Genomic DNA, 15,445 nt, shown 5'->3' with positions numbered 1-15,445 from the left:
CACCATTCCCTTACCCATGGTGCGGCTTCTCCGGCGGTATCGTGAGATGGTGCAGATCCTCGTTCGGCACGGGTTCGGCGTCGTGGTCAATGAGATCTATCCAGGATCGGCACCGCTGGAGAAGCTGAAGAAACATCCCGACACGGAGCATGCGGCGACCTATGTCTCCATCCGCGAGGCGATCGTCGAGTTGGGCCCGGTCTTCATCAAATTCGGCCAGATCCTGAGCACGAGAAGCGACCTCCTCCCGCCGGGGCTCGTCGCCGAACTCAAAACGCTCACCGACGACGTCCCCCCCGTCCCGTTTTCGGAGATCCGTCCCGCCCTCGAGGAGGCGTTCGGGCCCCTTGATGAAGCGGAGGTCGTCTTTGATGAGGAGCCCGTTGCAGCGGCGTCGCTCTCGCAGGTTCATCTGGCGACGCTCGCCGGCGGCAGGCGGGTCGCCGTCAAGGTCCGCCGGCCGGGGATCGCGGAGACGATCGAAAACGACCTCGTCATCCTCGAAAACCTCGCCCGCCGCATCGAGGAGCGGTACCCCCACCTGCGGGTCTACAACCCGACCGGACTCGTTGGCGAATTCGCCCGGCAAATCAGAAGCGAGATCGACTTCATCCTCGACGGGAAGAACGCCGACCAGCTCCGCCGGAATATGAGAACCGTGGACGGCGTCGTCGTCCCCCGCATCTACTGGGAGACGACGACCCACGAGGTGCTCACGATGGAGTACCGCGAGGGGGTGCGCATCGATGACGTCGATGCCCTCCGGGCCCTGCACCACGACACCCGTGCCATCTGCACGGCGGTCTTCACGGCGTACATCAAACAGATCTTCGAGGACGGGTTCTTTCACGCCGACCCGCACCCCGGCAACCTGCTGGTCGGCCCGGACGGCAGGGTGGTCTTCCTCGACTTCGGGATGGTGGGCGTCCTGCGCCCCCAGCGCCGCGAGACCTATACCCGCCTTCTGCTTGCGATCGCCGACGACGACATCGAGGAGGTTGCCGCGTGCTACCGGCGCCTCGGGGTGGCGATCACCGACGTCGATGCGGACGCCTTCATGGACGACACCTATGCGGTCTTCCAGCAGTACCGCAACGTCGAGGCGAACCAGTTCGACATGGCCCTCGTGCTCACGCAGATCCCGGAGATCCTGCGCAAGTACCGCCTCACCGTCCCGACGACGATGATGCTCGTCATCAAGGTGATCGTGATGATGCTCTCCGTGGCCGAACGGCTCGACGCGTCGTTCAATTTCACCCGGAGCGTCTCCCCGTTTCTGGCCGGGCTTGCCACCCCCCGCCTCTACCAGAGAGGCGACATCCACCGGGCCGCCCGCCACGCCTCCGATGTGGCGGCGAGCGTCCGCGACTTTCCTCTCACGCTCAACCGGGCCCTCCACCGGCTTGCGGGCGGCGACTTCGCCATCGAACTGAAGGACACGAGCACCCGCGAGATGGCGCTTGCGATGAAGTATGCATCCTCGATGCTCCTCATCGGCCTCGTCATCTCCTCGCTTGTCATCGGCTCCTCCCTCATCATCCTCGCCGCGGGCCTCCCGTTCGACACCGCCGCCTGCACCACGATCGTCGACCTTACGCTCATCGGCTACATCGTCGCCGTGATCATCGGAATCTATGCCGTCTATACCGTCCTCCGCCACCACGCACGCGAAGAGAAGTGAGCTCCTCGCGGGCACACTCCGCGACATCATCGCCCTCGGGAGGTTCCCCTTTCTTTTGGCAGGCGCCATTCTCTTTCTCCTTGGGGCGGCGGCGGGAGCCCTCCACGCCGGGTGGCCACCGGCAGGACAACTCGTGCTCGGCTACGCGGTTTTCGGGTGCGCCCACCTCGCGCTCTCCTACAGCAACGAGTACTACGACCGCTTCTCCGACTGCCCGGAGGAAAGCCCCGTCTCGGGGGGAAGCGGCGTCCTGCAGCGAAAGGGCCATCTCGCCCCGGCGGCGCTCGCCTGCGCCGTCCTCCTCACCGCCGCTTCAATTCTCCTTCTCATCCTGTACAGTGGACGGTATGGGTGGTCGCCCCTCCTCTGGGCATGGGTCGTCGCCGGCAACGTCATCGGCTGGGCCTACTCCGCCCCGCCGGTTCGCCTTGCCGCCCGCGGCCTCGGGGAGGGGGCGACCGCCGCCGCATTCGGCATTCTGATGCCGGGGATGGGGTATCTCATCGCAACAGGTACGCTCGATGCAGCCTTCCTGCCGTTCGCCCTCCCCCTCACTTCCCTCGGCGTGGTCTTCATCCTCGCCGTCGAACTCCCCGACTGCGAATGCGACCGGGCACACGGCAAAAAAACGGCCGTGGTGCGGTTGGGTCGGCGACGCTCCGCCACCCTGATCCTTGCCGCGGCGGGGACGGCGACCCTCCTCTTCGTCCTTGCCACCACTCCGTCGGCGGGCATCCTCCCGGCGGTCTCCTCGCTTCCCGTCCTCGGCGTCGCGGCCGTGGGGTGGCGGGAGTGCGACGGGTCGCGGACGGCGGGGAGGCGGTCGGCGGCACGGACGGTCGCAGCCCTCGTCCTCTGCATCACGATCATCACCGCCGTGCTCATCTGGTCGTATCTGACGGGAAACGGCATTCCATAGCATTGTGAGCGTCCATACTCTTATCATCCAGAACCGGGATATTGCCGCGTACATGACCGACATACCCTACGGCAGGGGGCGGCAGCGCCGCGGCAACCCGCCGACGAAGTGCGTCTGCCCCCAGTGCGGACACACGGCGGAGAAGACCCCCGGCGTCCCCTGCCGGAGCATGAAGTGCCCGAAGTGCGGCGTGCCGCTGATGGGAGAATAGGACAGGAAGGACTTTTCCCGCTTCAGCCAGCGATATTGCAGTTAACAGCAGAGAGGCGTATCACCTTCCATCAGCCTGCGCCATACCGGCCATGCATCACCAGGTAATCGCAACAGCCTGCATCATCAGGGGAGTCGTCCGGCCGCAGATTTGGAGATGACAATCCAGAACCCCCCGTCGCCCACGATGATCTCGTAGTGCGGAACACCGATCTCCTCGAGCATCGTACGGTACCGCGCCACGTTCTCGGGGGACATGTGCCGCTTGTTCTTCTCCTCCCACTCGGGGAATTTTTTGATCATCGCGGCGGAGACCGAGGCAAAGAGCTCCGCATTTCCAAACCCGCCGCCGATGCAGGTCTTCCCGCCGGGCTTCAGGATCCGGTAGATTTCCCTGAAGGCAGTGTGGATGTCGTCCCAGAAGAACATCGAGCCGCGGCTGATGATGAGGTCGGCAGAGTCATCGGGGAGCGGGATCGCGTGCACGTCGCCGCAGAGGAGCTCGATGCGATCGGCGAGTCCTGCATCGGCGATATTGCGCCGGGCGGCCTCGTGCATCTCGTCCGAGTAGTCGAGGGCGATGACCGCAAGGTCCGTGAGTCCCGCGATGGCGATCGCAAGGGATGCAGGCCCGCTCCCGATATCGACGCAGACCCCGCTTACAATCCCGAATCGATCGACGATATTCCGGGCGATGACCGGGTAGATCGGTGCGAAGATCGTCTTTGCTATCTCATCCATGTTGCCGGCGCCTTTTTTGCCGCCCTTCCGGTCCGGGTGCGTTCCCTTCTCTGCCATTTCGATGATTGCCTCCTGATACATGCACGAACGCCCCCTCTATGGCGAAGCTCCGTTTAGAATAGTTCAATTAAACAATCCCTGAAAAGAAGAATGATTCGATGTACCAGGAGGAGGCATGTGTGGTGAACCTATCCACCCCCCGAATTTTTTTACTCTCTCCCTGCGGGGGGTCACGGATAGCGGCGCGTCTCTGAAAGGAAGGTTCAATCGCTTCTGCGCCCCAACCCATTGGATGACACAGGACGAGTTATGGACACCTTATTATCCATCACCACGGACCGTCTGGAACTGATTCCCGCCACCCATGCAATGCTGGCGGCGGATCTCAATGGACACGACGCCCTTCGCCGTCTTCTCCACGCAGACGTCCCCACGAAATGGCCCCCCACTCTCCTCGACGAGACCGTCCGCAAAGCCTTCTGCCAAATGGCGGAGGAACCATCCGACCCCCATTTTGCCTTCTGGTACTGGATACTGCGGGGCGCCGACACAGGGGAGCGCACCCTCATCGGGAGCGGAGGCATCACTGCTATTCGGGGAGAGCCCGGCACCGTCGGCATCGGCTATTCCGTTCTGGACGCCTTTCAGGGCAGGGGGTACGCGACGGAGGCCGTCGGGGCCCTTCTTCCCGTCATCTTTGAGCTCCCGGGGGTCGTCCGCATCCAGGCCACCACCTCGCCCGACCTTCCCTCATCTATCCGGGTGCTGGAAAAAACCGGTTTCATCTACGCCGGCACGAAGGAAGAGGGCGAAGGCATCGAGGAAGGAACGTTGTCGTATCTCCTCGACGGCTGATTCCCGCAAATACTTATCTTTCATCGGCCCTATACTCGGGCGGTAAACGATATGCCCGATACTCATCATGGGGCAGGCCAGCAGCGGCGGGGCAACCCACCTTCGAAGTGCATCTGCCCCCAGTGCGGCTACAAGGCCGACAAGAGCCCGGCGGTGCCCTGCTGGAGCATGAGATGCCCGAAATGTGAAACGACGATGGTCGGGGGCTGAACCTTCCCGCACTTTCGATGCAACCGGCAGGGCGGGTTCGATCCGCCCGGATGGTCTTCATCCCAAGCATCAGCTTTTGATCCCTTAATGCCGATATTTGAATAATCACCATTTTCGTCGATGTCAACGAGGGGACAGTGGTCAATGGCTACTTGCAGTATATCAAGGAGCCCTTCCCCGGCATGTGGATGGCCTCTCCGCAACAAACCTTAAATACCTCCTGAAGAGGTAAGCACTCCATAATGGCGGCAGAACCCGGCACGGCGGCAGGGACCGAACCGGCCGACGAGAGAGAACGGCTGAAAACCGAGCTTGCTGAGATGACGCATCTTGCAGAGGAGCGGCTGGAACAGCTCAAGTACCTTCAGGCAGAGTTCGACAACTACCGGAAATGGTCTGAAAAGGAGAAGGGGGCGATGGCGTCCCGTGCAAACGAGCGCCTGATCACCGATCTCCTCGTCATACTCGACGATTTCGAGCAGGCGCTCCCGTCACTAAAGGACGAAGAGAACCGGGAAGGGGTCGGCATGGTCTACCGGAAGATGGTGAAGATCCTCGCGGCATACGGGCTCGAACCAATCGTTTGCATGGGAAAGAAGGCCGACCCCGCCCTCCATGAGGTCCTCTGCAAAGAGCACTGTGCCGAAGAGCCCGGCACCATCGTCGGCGAGATCGGGAAGGGCTACCGCCTGAAATCAAAAGTGATCCGGCCATCGAAGGTGATGGTCGCGGAGAAGACATCCGGAGAAGAAGGTGAGGAGAATGGGCAAAGAGAAGATAATCGGAATTGATCTGGGAACATCGAACAGCGAGGCGGCGGTGATGATGGGCGGCAAACCCACCATCATCCCCTCGGCGGAGGGGGCGACGGTCGCAGGGAAGATGTTTCCCTCGTATATCGCATTTGCGGCCGACGGCCAGCTCCTCGTGGGAGAACCGGCACGGCGGCAGGCGGTGAGCAACCCCGAAGGGACGGTCACGGCGGCAAAACGAAAGATCGGCACGAGCCATGTCTACCATATTCGCGGCAAGGACTATACGCCGCAGCAGATCTCGGCGTTTCTCCTCAAAAAGATCAAACGGGATGCGGAGGCGTTTCTGGGTGAGACGGTGACGAAGGCCGTGATCACGGTCCCGGCCTACTTCAATGACAACCAGAGGACGGCAACGAAGGATGCCGGGAAGATCGCCGGTCTCGATGTCGTCCGGCTCGTCAACGAACCCACCGCCGCATCGATGGCCTACGGGCTCGACCGGGGCGGGGAGTACAAGATCCTCGTCTTCGATTTGGGCGGCGGCACGCTGGATGTGACAATCATGGAGTTCGGTGGCGGGACGTTCACGGTGCTTGCAACGGCCGGCGACACCCATCTCGGCGGAACGGATATGGATGACGCCGTCTTCGAATGGATCGCCGCCGAGTACCAGAAACAGGAGGGCATCGATATCCGCAAGGATAAGATGGCGGTTAACCGGGTCAGGGAGGCGGCGGAGAAGGCGAAGATCGAACTCTCGACCGTGCTCGAGACCGAGATCAACCTGCCCTATGTCTCCGCCACCCAGGAAGGGCCAAAACATCTCTCGATGAAGCTCTCCCGGGCAAAGCTCGAACAGCTCGTCGAACCGACGATCAAACGCTGCATCACCCCGTTCGAACAGGCGCTCAAGGATGCCGGACTGACCAGGGACGATATCGAGAAGGTCATCCTCGTCGGGGGTCCGACCCGGATGCCGGTCGTCCAGAAATTCATCGAAGACCATATCGGAAGAAAGGCGGAACGCGGCATCGACCCGATGGAGTGTGTTGCAATCGGCGCCGCCATTCAGGGCGGCATCCTCGCAGGCGAGATCACCGACATGGTGCTCCTCGACGTCACCCCGCTCACCCTCGGCATCGAGACGCTCGGGGGGGTGCGGACCCAGCTCATCGAACGAAACACCACCATCCCCACCAAAAAGAGCCAGATCTTCACCACCGCGGCAGACCTCCAGACCTCCGTTACGGTGCATGTGCTTCAGGGCGAACGGCCGATGGCGGCGGACAATGTCAGCCTCGGCCAGTTCAATCTCGTCGGCATCCCTCCCGCCCCGCGGGGTGTCCCCCAGATTGAGGTGACCTTTGATATCGACTCGTCCGGCATCCTCAATGTCTCCGCCAAAGACCTCGGGACAGGGAAGGAGCAGAAGATGACGATCACCGCCTCGACGAAGCTTGCGGAGTCCGATGTCGAGAAGATGGTGCATGAGGCGGAGGAATACGAAGAGGAGGACCGGCGGCGAAAAGAGGAGGTCGAGGTCCGCAACAACGCCGATTCCCTTGTCTATACGGCGGAAAAGACCATTGCCGAACTTGCCGGGAAACTCACCACCGAGCAGACGGACAAGGTGAACACGGCGATAGCAGCCGTGAAGGCGGCCCTCGCGGAGAATGACATGGACACGATCCGAAGCGAGACCGACCGTCTCAGGACCGCCCTGAGTGAGGCGGGCAGCGCCGTCTACCAGCAGACGGCCGGGCAGCAGGCGGCGGGCCCGCAGCCGGGGTATACCGGCAGCGGGGAGAGAGGGGAAGGGAAGGGCGGCGAGGACGTCGTCGATGCCGATTTCGAGGTCCATGACGAGAAATAATTCCTTTTTACCGACGGATGGACAAAAGAGACTACTACGAGACCCTCGGCGTCGGGCGCGATGCGTCGCAGGATGAGATTAAAAAGGCATTCCGGCAGCTCGCCCGCAAATACCACCCGGACCTCAACAAAGGCAGCAAGGAAGCGGAAGCCAGATTCAAGGAGGTCAATGAAGCCTACCAGGTGCTCGGCGACCCGCAGAAAAGGACCGAGTACGACCAGGCCGGGCATGCGGCCTTCTCGCCGGAGGACTTTGCCGGGTATACACCCCCCCGGTATGACGACCTCTTCCGCGACTTCGGGCTGGGGGACATATTCAATGTTTTTTCCGGCAGGACCGGACGGCCCCGCAGCCGTGCGGGGGCGGATCTCAGGTATGATATCGCAATCTCTTTGATGGACGCGTTCTCCGGCATCAAAACAACCGTGGATGTCCCCCATGACTACGAATGCACGACCTGCCACGGCACCGGCGGGCAGCCGGGGTTTATGCGGGACTGCCCCACATGCCATGGCACCGGTGAGGTCCGCCAGGTGCAGCAGAGCGGTCAGCAGCAGGTGGTGATGATCCGTCCGTGCCCGGACTGCGGCGGTCGGGGAACGATCATCGGAAAGCCGTGCGAGACCTGCGGGGGACGGGGGACGATACGAAAAACACGCCACATCGAGGTCTCCATCCCCAGCGGTGTCGGCGACGGACAATTTCTGCGCATCGCAGGCGAGGGCGAACCCGGCATGGATACGGGCCCGCCGGGCGACCTCTACGTCGTCGTCCATGTGCACCCGCATCCGTCCTTCGAGCGGCACGGCGCCGACCTCCACAGCACGGCGGAGGTGGGGCTTCGCACCGCCCTTCTCGGCGGAGAGATCACGGTTGCGACCCTCACCGGCACCGCACGGCTGACCATCCCGGCGGGGACCCAGAGCCATACGCTCTTTCGGCTGCGGGGACAGGGGATGCCGCATATCGGCTCGAAGAGCAGGGGCGACCTTTTGGTAAAGGTCGTTGTGACGATTCCAAAGCACCTGACCGAAAAACAGAGGGAGATGGTTCGTGAGGCCTTCCCCTCCCTTGCCTGACAGCTGATGCACCGCTGTCGCACCGCAGGGTATGATCCGCCCTGAAGACCGGGACGGGTTGTTCGCCGCCGCCCTTGTCCTGCCATCCCCGCAGTCGCAGCCTTTTGCACCGATTCAAAAAAAAGAGGGAATGGCGGTTTGGAGAGGGAGGACCAAACAGGTGAAGATCCCCATGATCTTCATGCCCATATGGATCATGACGGCGATGAAGACATATTTCAAGATCAGTACATCGGCCAGAAATGGAGAAGGAGCGGGATAGCGACAATGACGATGATCACCTCGAGCACCAGCCCCATCCTCCAGTAATCGGTGAAGCGGTAGCCCCCCGGCCCCATGACGAGGGTATTCGACTGGTGCCCGATGGGGGTCAGAAAGGCGCAGGACGCTCCGATGGCAACGGCCATAAGAAACGGGTCGATGGAGGCCCCGAGATCGACCGCGATCCCCATGGCAATCGGTGCCATCAGCACCGTGGACGCGGCATTGTTCACGAGGTCCGAGAGGAACATGGTGATGATCAGCAGCAGGACGAGCGTTGCCTCCGGCGGGAAGGTGGATGCAGCGGTCACGATGCTCCCGGCGATGAGAGCCGCTCCGCCGCTCACCTCAAGCGCCTGCCCGACCGGGATCATCGCGCCGAGGAGAATAATGATCGGCCATTCCACGCTGTCATACGCGTCACGAAGGGAGACGATCGAGGTCAGAATCATCAGGACGACCGCCGCAGTGAAGGTAATCTGGACCGGCAGGAGGCCGAGCGCGGAGACGGCGAGGGCCGAGCCGAAAATGGCGACGGCGAGCAGTGCCTGTTTCGGCCCCCCGATCCGGATGCCCCGCTCGGCAAGGGGAAGGCACCCGATATTCGGCAGGGCTGCCTGAACGTCGTCCTTCTTCCCCTGGAGAAGGAGGATGTCGCCCGGCTGGAACCTTATCTGCTTCAGCCGGCTCTGGATACGCCCCCCTTCCCGTGCGACCGCAAGGAGATTGAGGCCGTGAAGCCAGCGGAGATTTGCGGTATACGCGGTGCGGTTCAGGATTGGGGAGTCCGGTTTTATGATCGCCTCGATGATCCCGATTGTATCGGAGCCGATCATCTCCTCCGTGATCTCCTCCTTTCCCGCCAGTTCGAGGCGTGTGGCATCAAGGAGGGTCTGAAGGTCGCCCGAATCCGCCCTGATGACCAGGATGTCCTTTTCCCGGATCGTCTCGTAGACAGACGGAGCGACGATATTTCTGCCATTTCGTATCAGCCCCACCACCACCACCTCGGCCTCGGTGGCGGCCCCGATATCGTAGATCATCCTCCCTGCAAGTTTCGAACCTTCCGGGACCCTGACCTCGGTCAGGTAATCCCTGATGGCAAAGAGCTCTTCACTGGATGCAGGGCTCTTGCGGGACGGGATCAGCCTCCACCCCAGGAAGGCGATAAAGAGAATCCCGCATATGGCAACCCCGGCCCCCACATAGGTAAAGTCGAAGATCATGAATGGTTCCCCGCCGTTCTGGGCACGATAGGTGGCGATGATGATATTCGGCGGGGTACCGATGAGGGTGGTCATCCCACCGAGCAGTGAACCGAATGCGATCGGCATCAGGAGGTAGGAGGGAGCCCGTCCGCTCTTTCTGGCCGTCCTGATGGCGACGGGCATCATAAGAGCCAGCGCCCCGACATTGTTCATGAAGGCAGAGAGGACTGCAACGATACCCGTAAGCGAGAAGACCTGGCGCACTCGTCCGTCCCCGATCCGCGCAACCCACCGGGTCAGCATATCGATCAGCCCCGAGTTCTGGAGTCCCCTGCTGAGGATCAGGACGGCGGCAACGGTCACCACCGCCGGGTGGCCAAATCCAAGAAAGGCATCCACCGGATCGATGATGCCCGTGATTGTGACAATAAGAAGCGCAATTACCGCGACGATGTCGTAGCGGACCTTGCCGGTCGCAAAGAGAATCAGCGCAAGGAGGAGCGTCCCAAAGACGATTGCCATATCGAACATCGCGACCAGATATTCCTAAAATACAGAGGAGGGTGGAGAAAAGAAATACCTTCCCCAGTGGTTCGCATGATGACCATCCACGGTCGGACCTCTGTCCGTCAGTGCAAAACCTGATTTTCGCTTCCACGGCAGGACATGCACAGGAGGCGGCATGCGGCCATTCCCGCATACGCAATCGAGAGAGAAGTCGCTACCGGAATCCGGAATGTGCGCATTCTCCGGCTGAAACATCCAAAACCCCCTCACCGCCATGCCCACCCGTTGACGCCCTCTCCACCGCATCCCGCATCCCCGGAGTCCGCATCTCCATCACCCCGGTCAGTACCCCGTCGCATAATACCAGCCGCCCTCTTCGCGGATGTGCACCGGGACCCCGAAGAGCCCGCCGATCCGCTCGTCGGTGAGGATCTCCTCCTTCGGGCCGTCGGCAACGAACCGACCGTCCTTCATGAGAATGACGCGGGAGATCTCCGGGATGATGTCATGAAGGTTGTGGGTGACCATGATGATGCCCGTCCCGGTGCCCGCTATCCTTCGCAGCGTCGCCCGGAAGGTGTGGAGGGCACTGAGGTCGAGGCTCGTCGTCGGTTCATCGAGGATGAGCGCCTTGGGGTCGTGCACGAGCGCCCGTCCGATGAGTATCCGGCGTGCCTCTCCGGTGGACATCGCCGTCATCGGCCGGTCCCGCAGGTGCTCACACTCGAGGAACCGAAGAATCTCGTCCGCCTTCTTTTCCATCGCAGGCGTCACGGTGTAGGTGAAGAGCCCGATGGAGGAGAAGAACCCCGAGAGGACAGCCTCCCTGCCCGTGATATCGCGGGCAAAGCGGAACTGGAGGTCGCCGGAGACGATGCCCAGAAGCGAGCGCAGGTCGGCAATTCGCCACACGTCCTTTCCCCAGATGCGAAACGTCACCCCGCCCTCGCGGTAGGCGGGGTAGTACTCGCGGGTGACGGTCTTGATGAAGGTCGACTTGCCCGCACCGTTCGGGCCGAGGATGGCGATGTGTTCGCCCTCGCAGATTCGCACCGTAAGGGAATCGAGGACCGGTTTTCCGCCCACTATCACGGTGACGTCGTCGAATTCGAGGAGCGGCGGGGCCGTCCGGCCGGAAAGATCAGGAGATGTGGTTTTCATGGCGGGCACGAACCGTTGATCACTCTTCTCGTACCGGAGGCATCAATGTTTCCGTCCCGTTCTCCCGTTGTTTGCATCAATGCCGCAAAAGAATGAAGATGGTTCATCCACAACAATAGGACACTATGCCAAAGCATGTCGGAATCGTTGCGTGCAGCGCCGAGGGAGCCGCGCTCTGTTACCGCACCCTCTGCGGCGAGGCGCCCGCGGTCATGGGGGAGCACATGCATCCCGAAGTATCGATGCACACCTACCCGCTGGGAGAGTATATGCCATACATCCGCTCCGGCGACTGGGACGGCGTTGCATCCCTTATGACGGGAACCGCGGAGAAACTGGTCGCTATCGGGGCCGAGATTCTCATCTGCCCGGACAACACCATCCATGAGGCATTCGACAAGGTCACGGAGACGTCACCCGTTCCGTGGATTCACATTGCAGACGCCGTCGGCCATGAGGCGAAACTGCAAGGGTACACGAAACTCGGGATCACCGGGACGAAGTACCTGATGACCGGCCCGGTCTATCCCCGGCGGCTCGCCGAGGTCGGCATCGCCTGCGAAATTCCGGACGAAGCGGACCGGGAACGCATCGACACCATCATCTTCACGCAACTCGTCAACGGCATCTTCACCGAGGAGTCCCGGCTCTACTTCAACGACGTTATCCGGAAGCTCAAAGACAGCGGGTGCGATGCCGTCGTCCTCGGGTGCACGGAGATCCCGCTCCTCGTCAACCCGGACGACTGCCCGCTCCCGGTGCTCGATTCCACCCGTCTCCTCGCCCGGGCGGCACTGAAAAAGGCACTCGAATAACGTTCCCTCTTTACATGAGGGCCGAATTTTTTTAGCCCGCAAACGGCCCCCCACGACCGGGTTGCATAAACGCTATCGTGCCTTCCCATCAAGGGATTGCTATGGCAGCACTCTCCGGAGCGGTACGACAGAAATATCTCGTCGATGTGGCACTCGCCATCTCCTTTCTCGTCTGTTTTGTGACCGGTGTGATCCAGCAGGCAGGGTGCTGGACGATCGACGAGGAGATCGACGCATGTCTCCGGTGCCATCGGACGGACGACATGTGAGCTTCCTGAAGGCAGAAGGAGGACGGCTTTTCGAACAGGAACCTGCCGGCCACGCCGCTATTATTGTCAGCTCCGGTGCTTTCATGCCCCACTCGGCTCAACAATTTTTCAGAGGTATCATGGCATGAAGACGTTCCACGCAGAATTTTCCGGTTTTATCGAGCTTGCCACCGACCAGCAGTGCGACGCTGAGATCCTTTGTGAGCGGGTCTGCAGGGAGATCCGCGAAGTCTTTGCAAGCCACGGCTGTATCAGCGAGTGCCACATCGCACTCTCCTCAATCAACCAAAAAGGATAGTCCTCTCTCTTTTTCCCGGAGATCGCGTTTGTTCCCAGGTCTTCCGCCACGGTTCATGGAGGGTGACCGGGCACCGGGCACGATAGGGGGCAATGACCGCCCCCGGATGGGTGGGGCACCCGCAGACCGCGGCACAGGCGGCGGTGAGGGCTGCCGCCGGGTCGTTCCCGTACACCGGCGCGAGACGGGCGGCGACGGCGGCAGGCGCCGTATTCGTCCATACCCACTGGTGGTCCATCCGGCACCAGGTAGATATGGGGCGGCGGCCGGGACGGGACGGGCGGACTGAAGATCTGAAGATATATTAGGGAAGATACCCTCCTGTCACTACCGAGAGCCATTCCAATACCCTTCATTTCCTCGTATCGACACTCTGTCGATGGTGGAGAGGAGGATGGGGGGCGGTGCCTGAAGGTGATCAAGCAATGATAGAGGGAATAATTATTTATCTGGCTCTGTTTACCGTGATTCTCTTCCTCTTCAGCTGTATATCCCGGCGGATAGAGGCAACGCCGATCACCGCACCCATGGTGTTTCTCACCGCAGGTCTCCTTCTGGGGCCGGCAGGTGCAGATATCATCTCCTTTCAGACAGAGAGCGGTTTCATCCTCCTCATCGCCGAGATTGCACTCGTCTTCACCCTCTTCTCCGATGCCTCACGTATCGGGATGCGGGGGGTAAAGGACAGCGGCACGCTCCCCCCGAGGCTCCTTGGAATTGGACTTCCCCTCACAATCCTCACAGGACTCATCGCAGCAATCGTTGTTTTTCCCAGGCTTGGCTTCGTCGGGGCAGGAATTCTGGCCACCCTTCTTGCTCCTACCGATGCAGCACTCGGGGAGGCCATCGTCACCAACAGGAAGGTGCCCCTGAGAATTCGTCAGGCCCTGAATGTGGAGGCGGGGCTGAATGACGGTGCGGTGATCCCCGTGCTTACCATTCTTGTCACCATCACCATCGTCGGTGCAGAGGCCTATTCAGCGGGGTACTGGATCGTCTCAGCTGCCGTTCAGATCATCCTCGCCGTGTGCGTGGGGATCGCCGTCGGGCTTGCGGGAGGATGGATCATCGACCGGGCCGAGGAGAAACGGTGGATGGAAGGCACGTACACATGGATCTCCCTGATGGCACTCGCCATCACCGCCTGGATTCTCGCGGATATCCTCGGGTCTTCCGGGTTTATCGCTGCATTCATTGCCGGACTTGCGATCGGAACCCGCCATCAGCGCCTCATCACCACACTCGTTGATTTTACCACGGCACAGGGGAGGATCCTCGGCCACCTGGTATTTTTTACTCTCGGCGTCGGGTCTTCCCTGCTGGTGGACCACTTCAGCATGAGGATTGCCGCCTATGCTGTGCTGAGTCTGACGATCATTCGTTTTCTGCCGGTCGCCATTGCCATGATCGGCACGGGTCTGAAGAGAAACACCGTTCTCTTCCTTGGATGGTTCGGCCCCCGGGGACTTGCTTCCATTGTCCTGCTGTTTACGGTGATGGAGGAGATGGAGGGATATCCCGGGATGGAGACCATCACCGCGGCCGCCATTACCACCGTCATCCTGAGCGTCTTTGCCCACGGAATGTCCACCGGTCCGGGTATCGCCCGCTATTCGCGGCATGCGGAGACATTTCGGGAGGACTCCCCTGAATATGAGGCCGTCCTTGAGCTGCCCGCGAAGCTGGGGAGGGACCTCTCGGAGATATTTGCGGATGTGGGCCGGCTGGGAAACAGACGAGAGAAGGACTGAGGACAGCCGGAAGAAAATGACTGTCCCGGACAGTCGGGAAGGGGACCGGAGTAAACGAAGGACGTCTCATTCCTCCCCCCGCATACACAGACCTATATACTGACAGGATCATCCAGTCATCGGGACATCTGTGAGAGCAATCGCAGTCGAGAGGGGCAATGGCGATGAGGGGGCACTACTTTTATTCACATTCAGAAGCATTTCCGTGCTCTTCGACCCGGATGACCCGGCACCGCTGCCCGAAACCGGACTGACCGGGCATGCTGAGGAGACACTTGCCGGGTACCTGAATGAGTTCAGGATACCGGCCCCGGTGGAAATGATCATCTCTCTTCCGGCTGCGGAAATGCCACCCGATGGCAGCACGCTCATTCCGGAAGCCATTCGGCAGCATTTTGCCCTCGGTATCGGGGACATCATCCATGAACAGCGAATTTCCCGCCGGGAAGGAATCTACAGCCTCTGCATCGCAATCGGCAACGCTCTCATCGCCCTGCTTTTTATCTCCATCATCACCGTATACGACATCCCGATTGAATCGCCCCCGATATTTCTCATCGGTGCCTTCATCACCATCATGAACTGGGTAACCATCTGGGATACGTATGAACACTTCCTGTATGATTTCCGCGGCATCGCGAGAAGGAGAAGGCTCTATGAGAAGATATCCCGGATTCCGATATCAATGAAGGGATACTGATGCGGATCTACCGGGGGGTGTTCGATCTTTGGCCCCGACATAGGGAGGTCATCGCCATCCCCCGGCCGTTCTCCTTGGGGGGACCTCTTCGGGCAGTCAGGTAGTGTCGTCGCCTCAGCGCCCCCTTCATCTCCAACATCGATGTTTCCGGC

General features: G+C 61.0%; 17 protein-coding genes. 14 read left to right on the top strand and 3 right to left on the bottom strand.

Going from position 1 to position 15,445, the window contains the following annotated elements; translation table 11 throughout:
- Nucleotides 1–16: 16 nt before the first annotated feature.
- Genes AZH53_RS00480 through AZH53_RS00470 form a run of 3 tightly spaced genes read left to right on the top strand, consistent with a single transcriptional unit; the run spans nt 17 to nt 2,811 of the window.
- Entirely contained in the window at nt 17–1,681 is a 1,665-nt protein-coding gene (locus AZH53_RS00480) for an ABC1 kinase family protein (RefSeq protein ID WP_319641595.1), read from the top strand.
- Nucleotides 1,635–2,600: a prenyltransferase gene (locus tag AZH53_RS00475; RefSeq protein WP_319641594.1), complete on the top strand. Its 966-nt coding sequence runs from the start codon at nt 1,635–1,637 to the stop codon at nt 2,598–2,600. Before AZH53_RS00480 ends, AZH53_RS00475 begins: the two co-directional genes overlap by 47 nt.
- A 52-nt stretch (nt 2,601–2,652) precedes the next feature.
- Nucleotides 2,653–2,811, top strand: a complete 159-nt coding sequence (locus AZH53_RS00470) for a hypothetical protein (RefSeq protein WP_319641593.1) — start codon at nt 2,653–2,655, stop codon at nt 2,809–2,811.
- Between the two features lie 125 nt (nt 2,812–2,936).
- Here AZH53_RS00470 and AZH53_RS00465 read toward each other — a convergent pair whose 3' ends face one another.
- On the bottom strand, nt 2,937–3,632 hold the full coding sequence (locus tag AZH53_RS00465; protein WP_319641592.1) for a class I SAM-dependent methyltransferase: 696 nt from the start codon (nt 3,630–3,632) through the stop codon (nt 2,937–2,939).
- Between the two features lie 228 nt (nt 3,633–3,860).
- On the opposite strand from AZH53_RS00465, the gene AZH53_RS00460 reads away from it, so the two are divergent.
- The 5 genes from AZH53_RS00460 to dnaJ all read left to right on the top strand — a co-directional run bounded on the left by AZH53_RS00460 (nt 3,861) and on the right by dnaJ (nt 8,323).
- Nucleotides 3,861–4,406, top strand: coding sequence for a GNAT family N-acetyltransferase (locus AZH53_RS00460; protein WP_319641591.1), 546 nt, complete (start codon nt 3,861–3,863; stop codon nt 4,404–4,406).
- Nucleotides 4,407–4,457: 51 nt separating this feature from the next.
- Entirely contained in the window at nt 4,458–4,616 is a 159-nt protein-coding gene (locus AZH53_RS00455; RefSeq protein WP_319641590.1) for a hypothetical protein, read from the top strand.
- 242 nt (nt 4,617–4,858) lie between these two features.
- Nucleotides 4,859–5,407 carry a nucleotide exchange factor GrpE gene (locus AZH53_RS00450; RefSeq protein WP_319641589.1) on the top strand — a complete coding sequence of 183 codons (549 nt, stop codon included), beginning with the start codon at nt 4,859–4,861 and terminating at the stop codon, nt 5,405–5,407.
- Nucleotides 5,379–7,244 (top strand): molecular chaperone DnaK, encoded by a 1,866-nt coding sequence (gene dnaK / locus AZH53_RS00445; protein ID WP_319641588.1) that lies wholly within the window; start codon nt 5,379–5,381, stop codon nt 7,242–7,244. Before AZH53_RS00450 ends, dnaK begins: the two co-directional genes overlap by 29 nt.
- A gap of 17 nt (nt 7,245–7,261) precedes the next feature.
- Nucleotides 7,262–8,323, top strand: a complete 1,062-nt coding sequence (gene dnaJ, locus AZH53_RS00440) for a molecular chaperone DnaJ (protein WP_319641587.1) — start codon at nt 7,262–7,264, stop codon at nt 8,321–8,323.
- Between the two features lie 224 nt (nt 8,324–8,547).
- Here the strand turns inward: dnaJ and AZH53_RS00435 are convergent, their stop codons facing one another.
- On the bottom strand, nt 8,548–10,323 hold the full coding sequence (locus tag AZH53_RS00435) for an SLC13 family permease (protein ID WP_319641586.1): 1,776 nt from the start codon (nt 10,321–10,323) through the stop codon (nt 8,548–8,550).
- Between the two features lie 318 nt (nt 10,324–10,641).
- Nucleotides 10,642–11,460 carry an ABC transporter ATP-binding protein gene (locus AZH53_RS00430; protein ID WP_319641585.1) on the bottom strand — a complete coding sequence of 273 codons (819 nt, stop codon included), beginning with the start codon at nt 11,458–11,460 and terminating at the stop codon, nt 10,642–10,644.
- A 125-nt stretch (nt 11,461–11,585) separates the two neighbouring features.
- Here AZH53_RS00430 and AZH53_RS00425 point away from each other — a divergent pair, with 125 nt between their 5' ends.
- The 6 genes from AZH53_RS00425 to AZH53_RS00400 all read left to right on the top strand — a co-directional run bounded on the left by AZH53_RS00425 (nt 11,586) and on the right by AZH53_RS00400 (nt 15,293).
- Entirely contained in the window at nt 11,586–12,275 is a 690-nt protein-coding gene (locus AZH53_RS00425) for an aspartate/glutamate racemase family protein (protein ID WP_319641584.1), read from the top strand.
- A gap of 101 nt (nt 12,276–12,376) precedes the next feature.
- Complete coding sequence (locus AZH53_RS00420) at nt 12,377–12,544, top strand: hypothetical protein (RefSeq protein WP_319641583.1); 168 nt, start codon at nt 12,377–12,379, stop codon at nt 12,542–12,544.
- 124 nt (nt 12,545–12,668) lie between these two features.
- Entirely contained in the window at nt 12,669–12,842 is a 174-nt protein-coding gene (locus AZH53_RS00415) for a hypothetical protein (protein WP_319641582.1), read from the top strand.
- A gap of 92 nt (nt 12,843–12,934) precedes the next feature.
- Nucleotides 12,935–13,150: a hypothetical protein gene (locus tag AZH53_RS00410; protein WP_319641581.1), complete on the top strand. Its 216-nt coding sequence runs from the start codon at nt 12,935–12,937 to the stop codon at nt 13,148–13,150.
- A gap of 117 nt (nt 13,151–13,267) precedes the next feature.
- Nucleotides 13,268–14,593 (top strand): cation:proton antiporter, encoded by a 1,326-nt coding sequence (locus AZH53_RS00405; protein WP_319641580.1) that lies wholly within the window; start codon nt 13,268–13,270, stop codon nt 14,591–14,593.
- A 130-nt stretch (nt 14,594–14,723) separates the two neighbouring features.
- Nucleotides 14,724–15,293: a hypothetical protein gene (locus tag AZH53_RS00400; RefSeq protein WP_319641579.1), complete on the top strand. Its 570-nt coding sequence runs from the start codon at nt 14,724–14,726 to the stop codon at nt 15,291–15,293.
- The last annotated feature ends 152 nt before the right edge of the window (nt 15,294–15,445 follow it).

Source organism: Methanovulcanius yangii, assembly GCF_018687785.1.
Lineage (GTDB): Archaea > Halobacteriota > Methanomicrobia > Methanomicrobiales > Methanomicrobiaceae > Methanovulcanius > Methanovulcanius yangii.
This window is presented reverse-complemented; position numbering and strand designations above follow the sequence as displayed.

What these genes read in the sequence shown, in the direction of transcription:
- AZH53_RS00425 (WP_319641584.1), top strand. Translation starts at nt 11,586, where the DNA reads ATGCCAAAGCATGTCGGAATCGTTGCGTGCAGCGCCGAGGGAGCCGCG.
- AZH53_RS00430 (WP_319641585.1), bottom strand. Translation starts at nt 11,460, where the DNA reads ATGAAAACCACATCTCCTGATCTTTCCGGCCGGACGGCCCCGCCGCTC.
- AZH53_RS00465 (WP_319641592.1), bottom strand. Translation starts at nt 3,632, where the DNA reads ATGTATCAGGAGGCAATCATCGAAATGGCAGAGAAGGGAACGCACCCG.
- AZH53_RS00475 (WP_319641594.1), top strand. Translation starts at nt 1,635, where the DNA reads ATGCCGTCTATACCGTCCTCCGCCACCACGCACGCGAAGAGAAGTGAG.
- AZH53_RS00405 (WP_319641580.1), top strand. Translation starts at nt 13,268, where the DNA reads ATGATAGAGGGAATAATTATTTATCTGGCTCTGTTTACCGTGATTCTC.
- AZH53_RS00435 (WP_319641586.1), bottom strand. Translation starts at nt 10,323, where the DNA reads ATGTTCGATATGGCAATCGTCTTTGGGACGCTCCTCCTTGCGCTGATT.
- dnaK (WP_319641588.1), top strand. Translation starts at nt 5,379, where the DNA reads ATGGGCAAAGAGAAGATAATCGGAATTGATCTGGGAACATCGAACAGC.
- AZH53_RS00480 (WP_319641595.1), top strand. Translation starts at nt 17, where the DNA reads ATGGTGCGGCTTCTCCGGCGGTATCGTGAGATGGTGCAGATCCTCGTT.
- AZH53_RS00460 (WP_319641591.1), top strand. Translation starts at nt 3,861, where the DNA reads ATGGACACCTTATTATCCATCACCACGGACCGTCTGGAACTGATTCCC.
- AZH53_RS00415 (WP_319641582.1), top strand. Translation starts at nt 12,669, where the DNA reads ATGAAGACGTTCCACGCAGAATTTTCCGGTTTTATCGAGCTTGCCACC.
- dnaJ (WP_319641587.1), top strand. Translation starts at nt 7,262, where the DNA reads ATGGACAAAAGAGACTACTACGAGACCCTCGGCGTCGGGCGCGATGCG.
- AZH53_RS00410 (WP_319641581.1), top strand. Translation starts at nt 12,935, where the DNA reads ATGACCGCCCCCGGATGGGTGGGGCACCCGCAGACCGCGGCACAGGCG.
- AZH53_RS00420 (WP_319641583.1), top strand. Translation starts at nt 12,377, where the DNA reads ATGGCAGCACTCTCCGGAGCGGTACGACAGAAATATCTCGTCGATGTG.
- AZH53_RS00455 (WP_319641590.1), top strand. Translation starts at nt 4,458, where the DNA reads ATGCCCGATACTCATCATGGGGCAGGCCAGCAGCGGCGGGGCAACCCA.
- AZH53_RS00450 (WP_319641589.1), top strand. Translation starts at nt 4,859, where the DNA reads ATGGCGGCAGAACCCGGCACGGCGGCAGGGACCGAACCGGCCGACGAG.
- AZH53_RS00470 (WP_319641593.1), top strand. Translation starts at nt 2,653, where the DNA reads ATGACCGACATACCCTACGGCAGGGGGCGGCAGCGCCGCGGCAACCCG.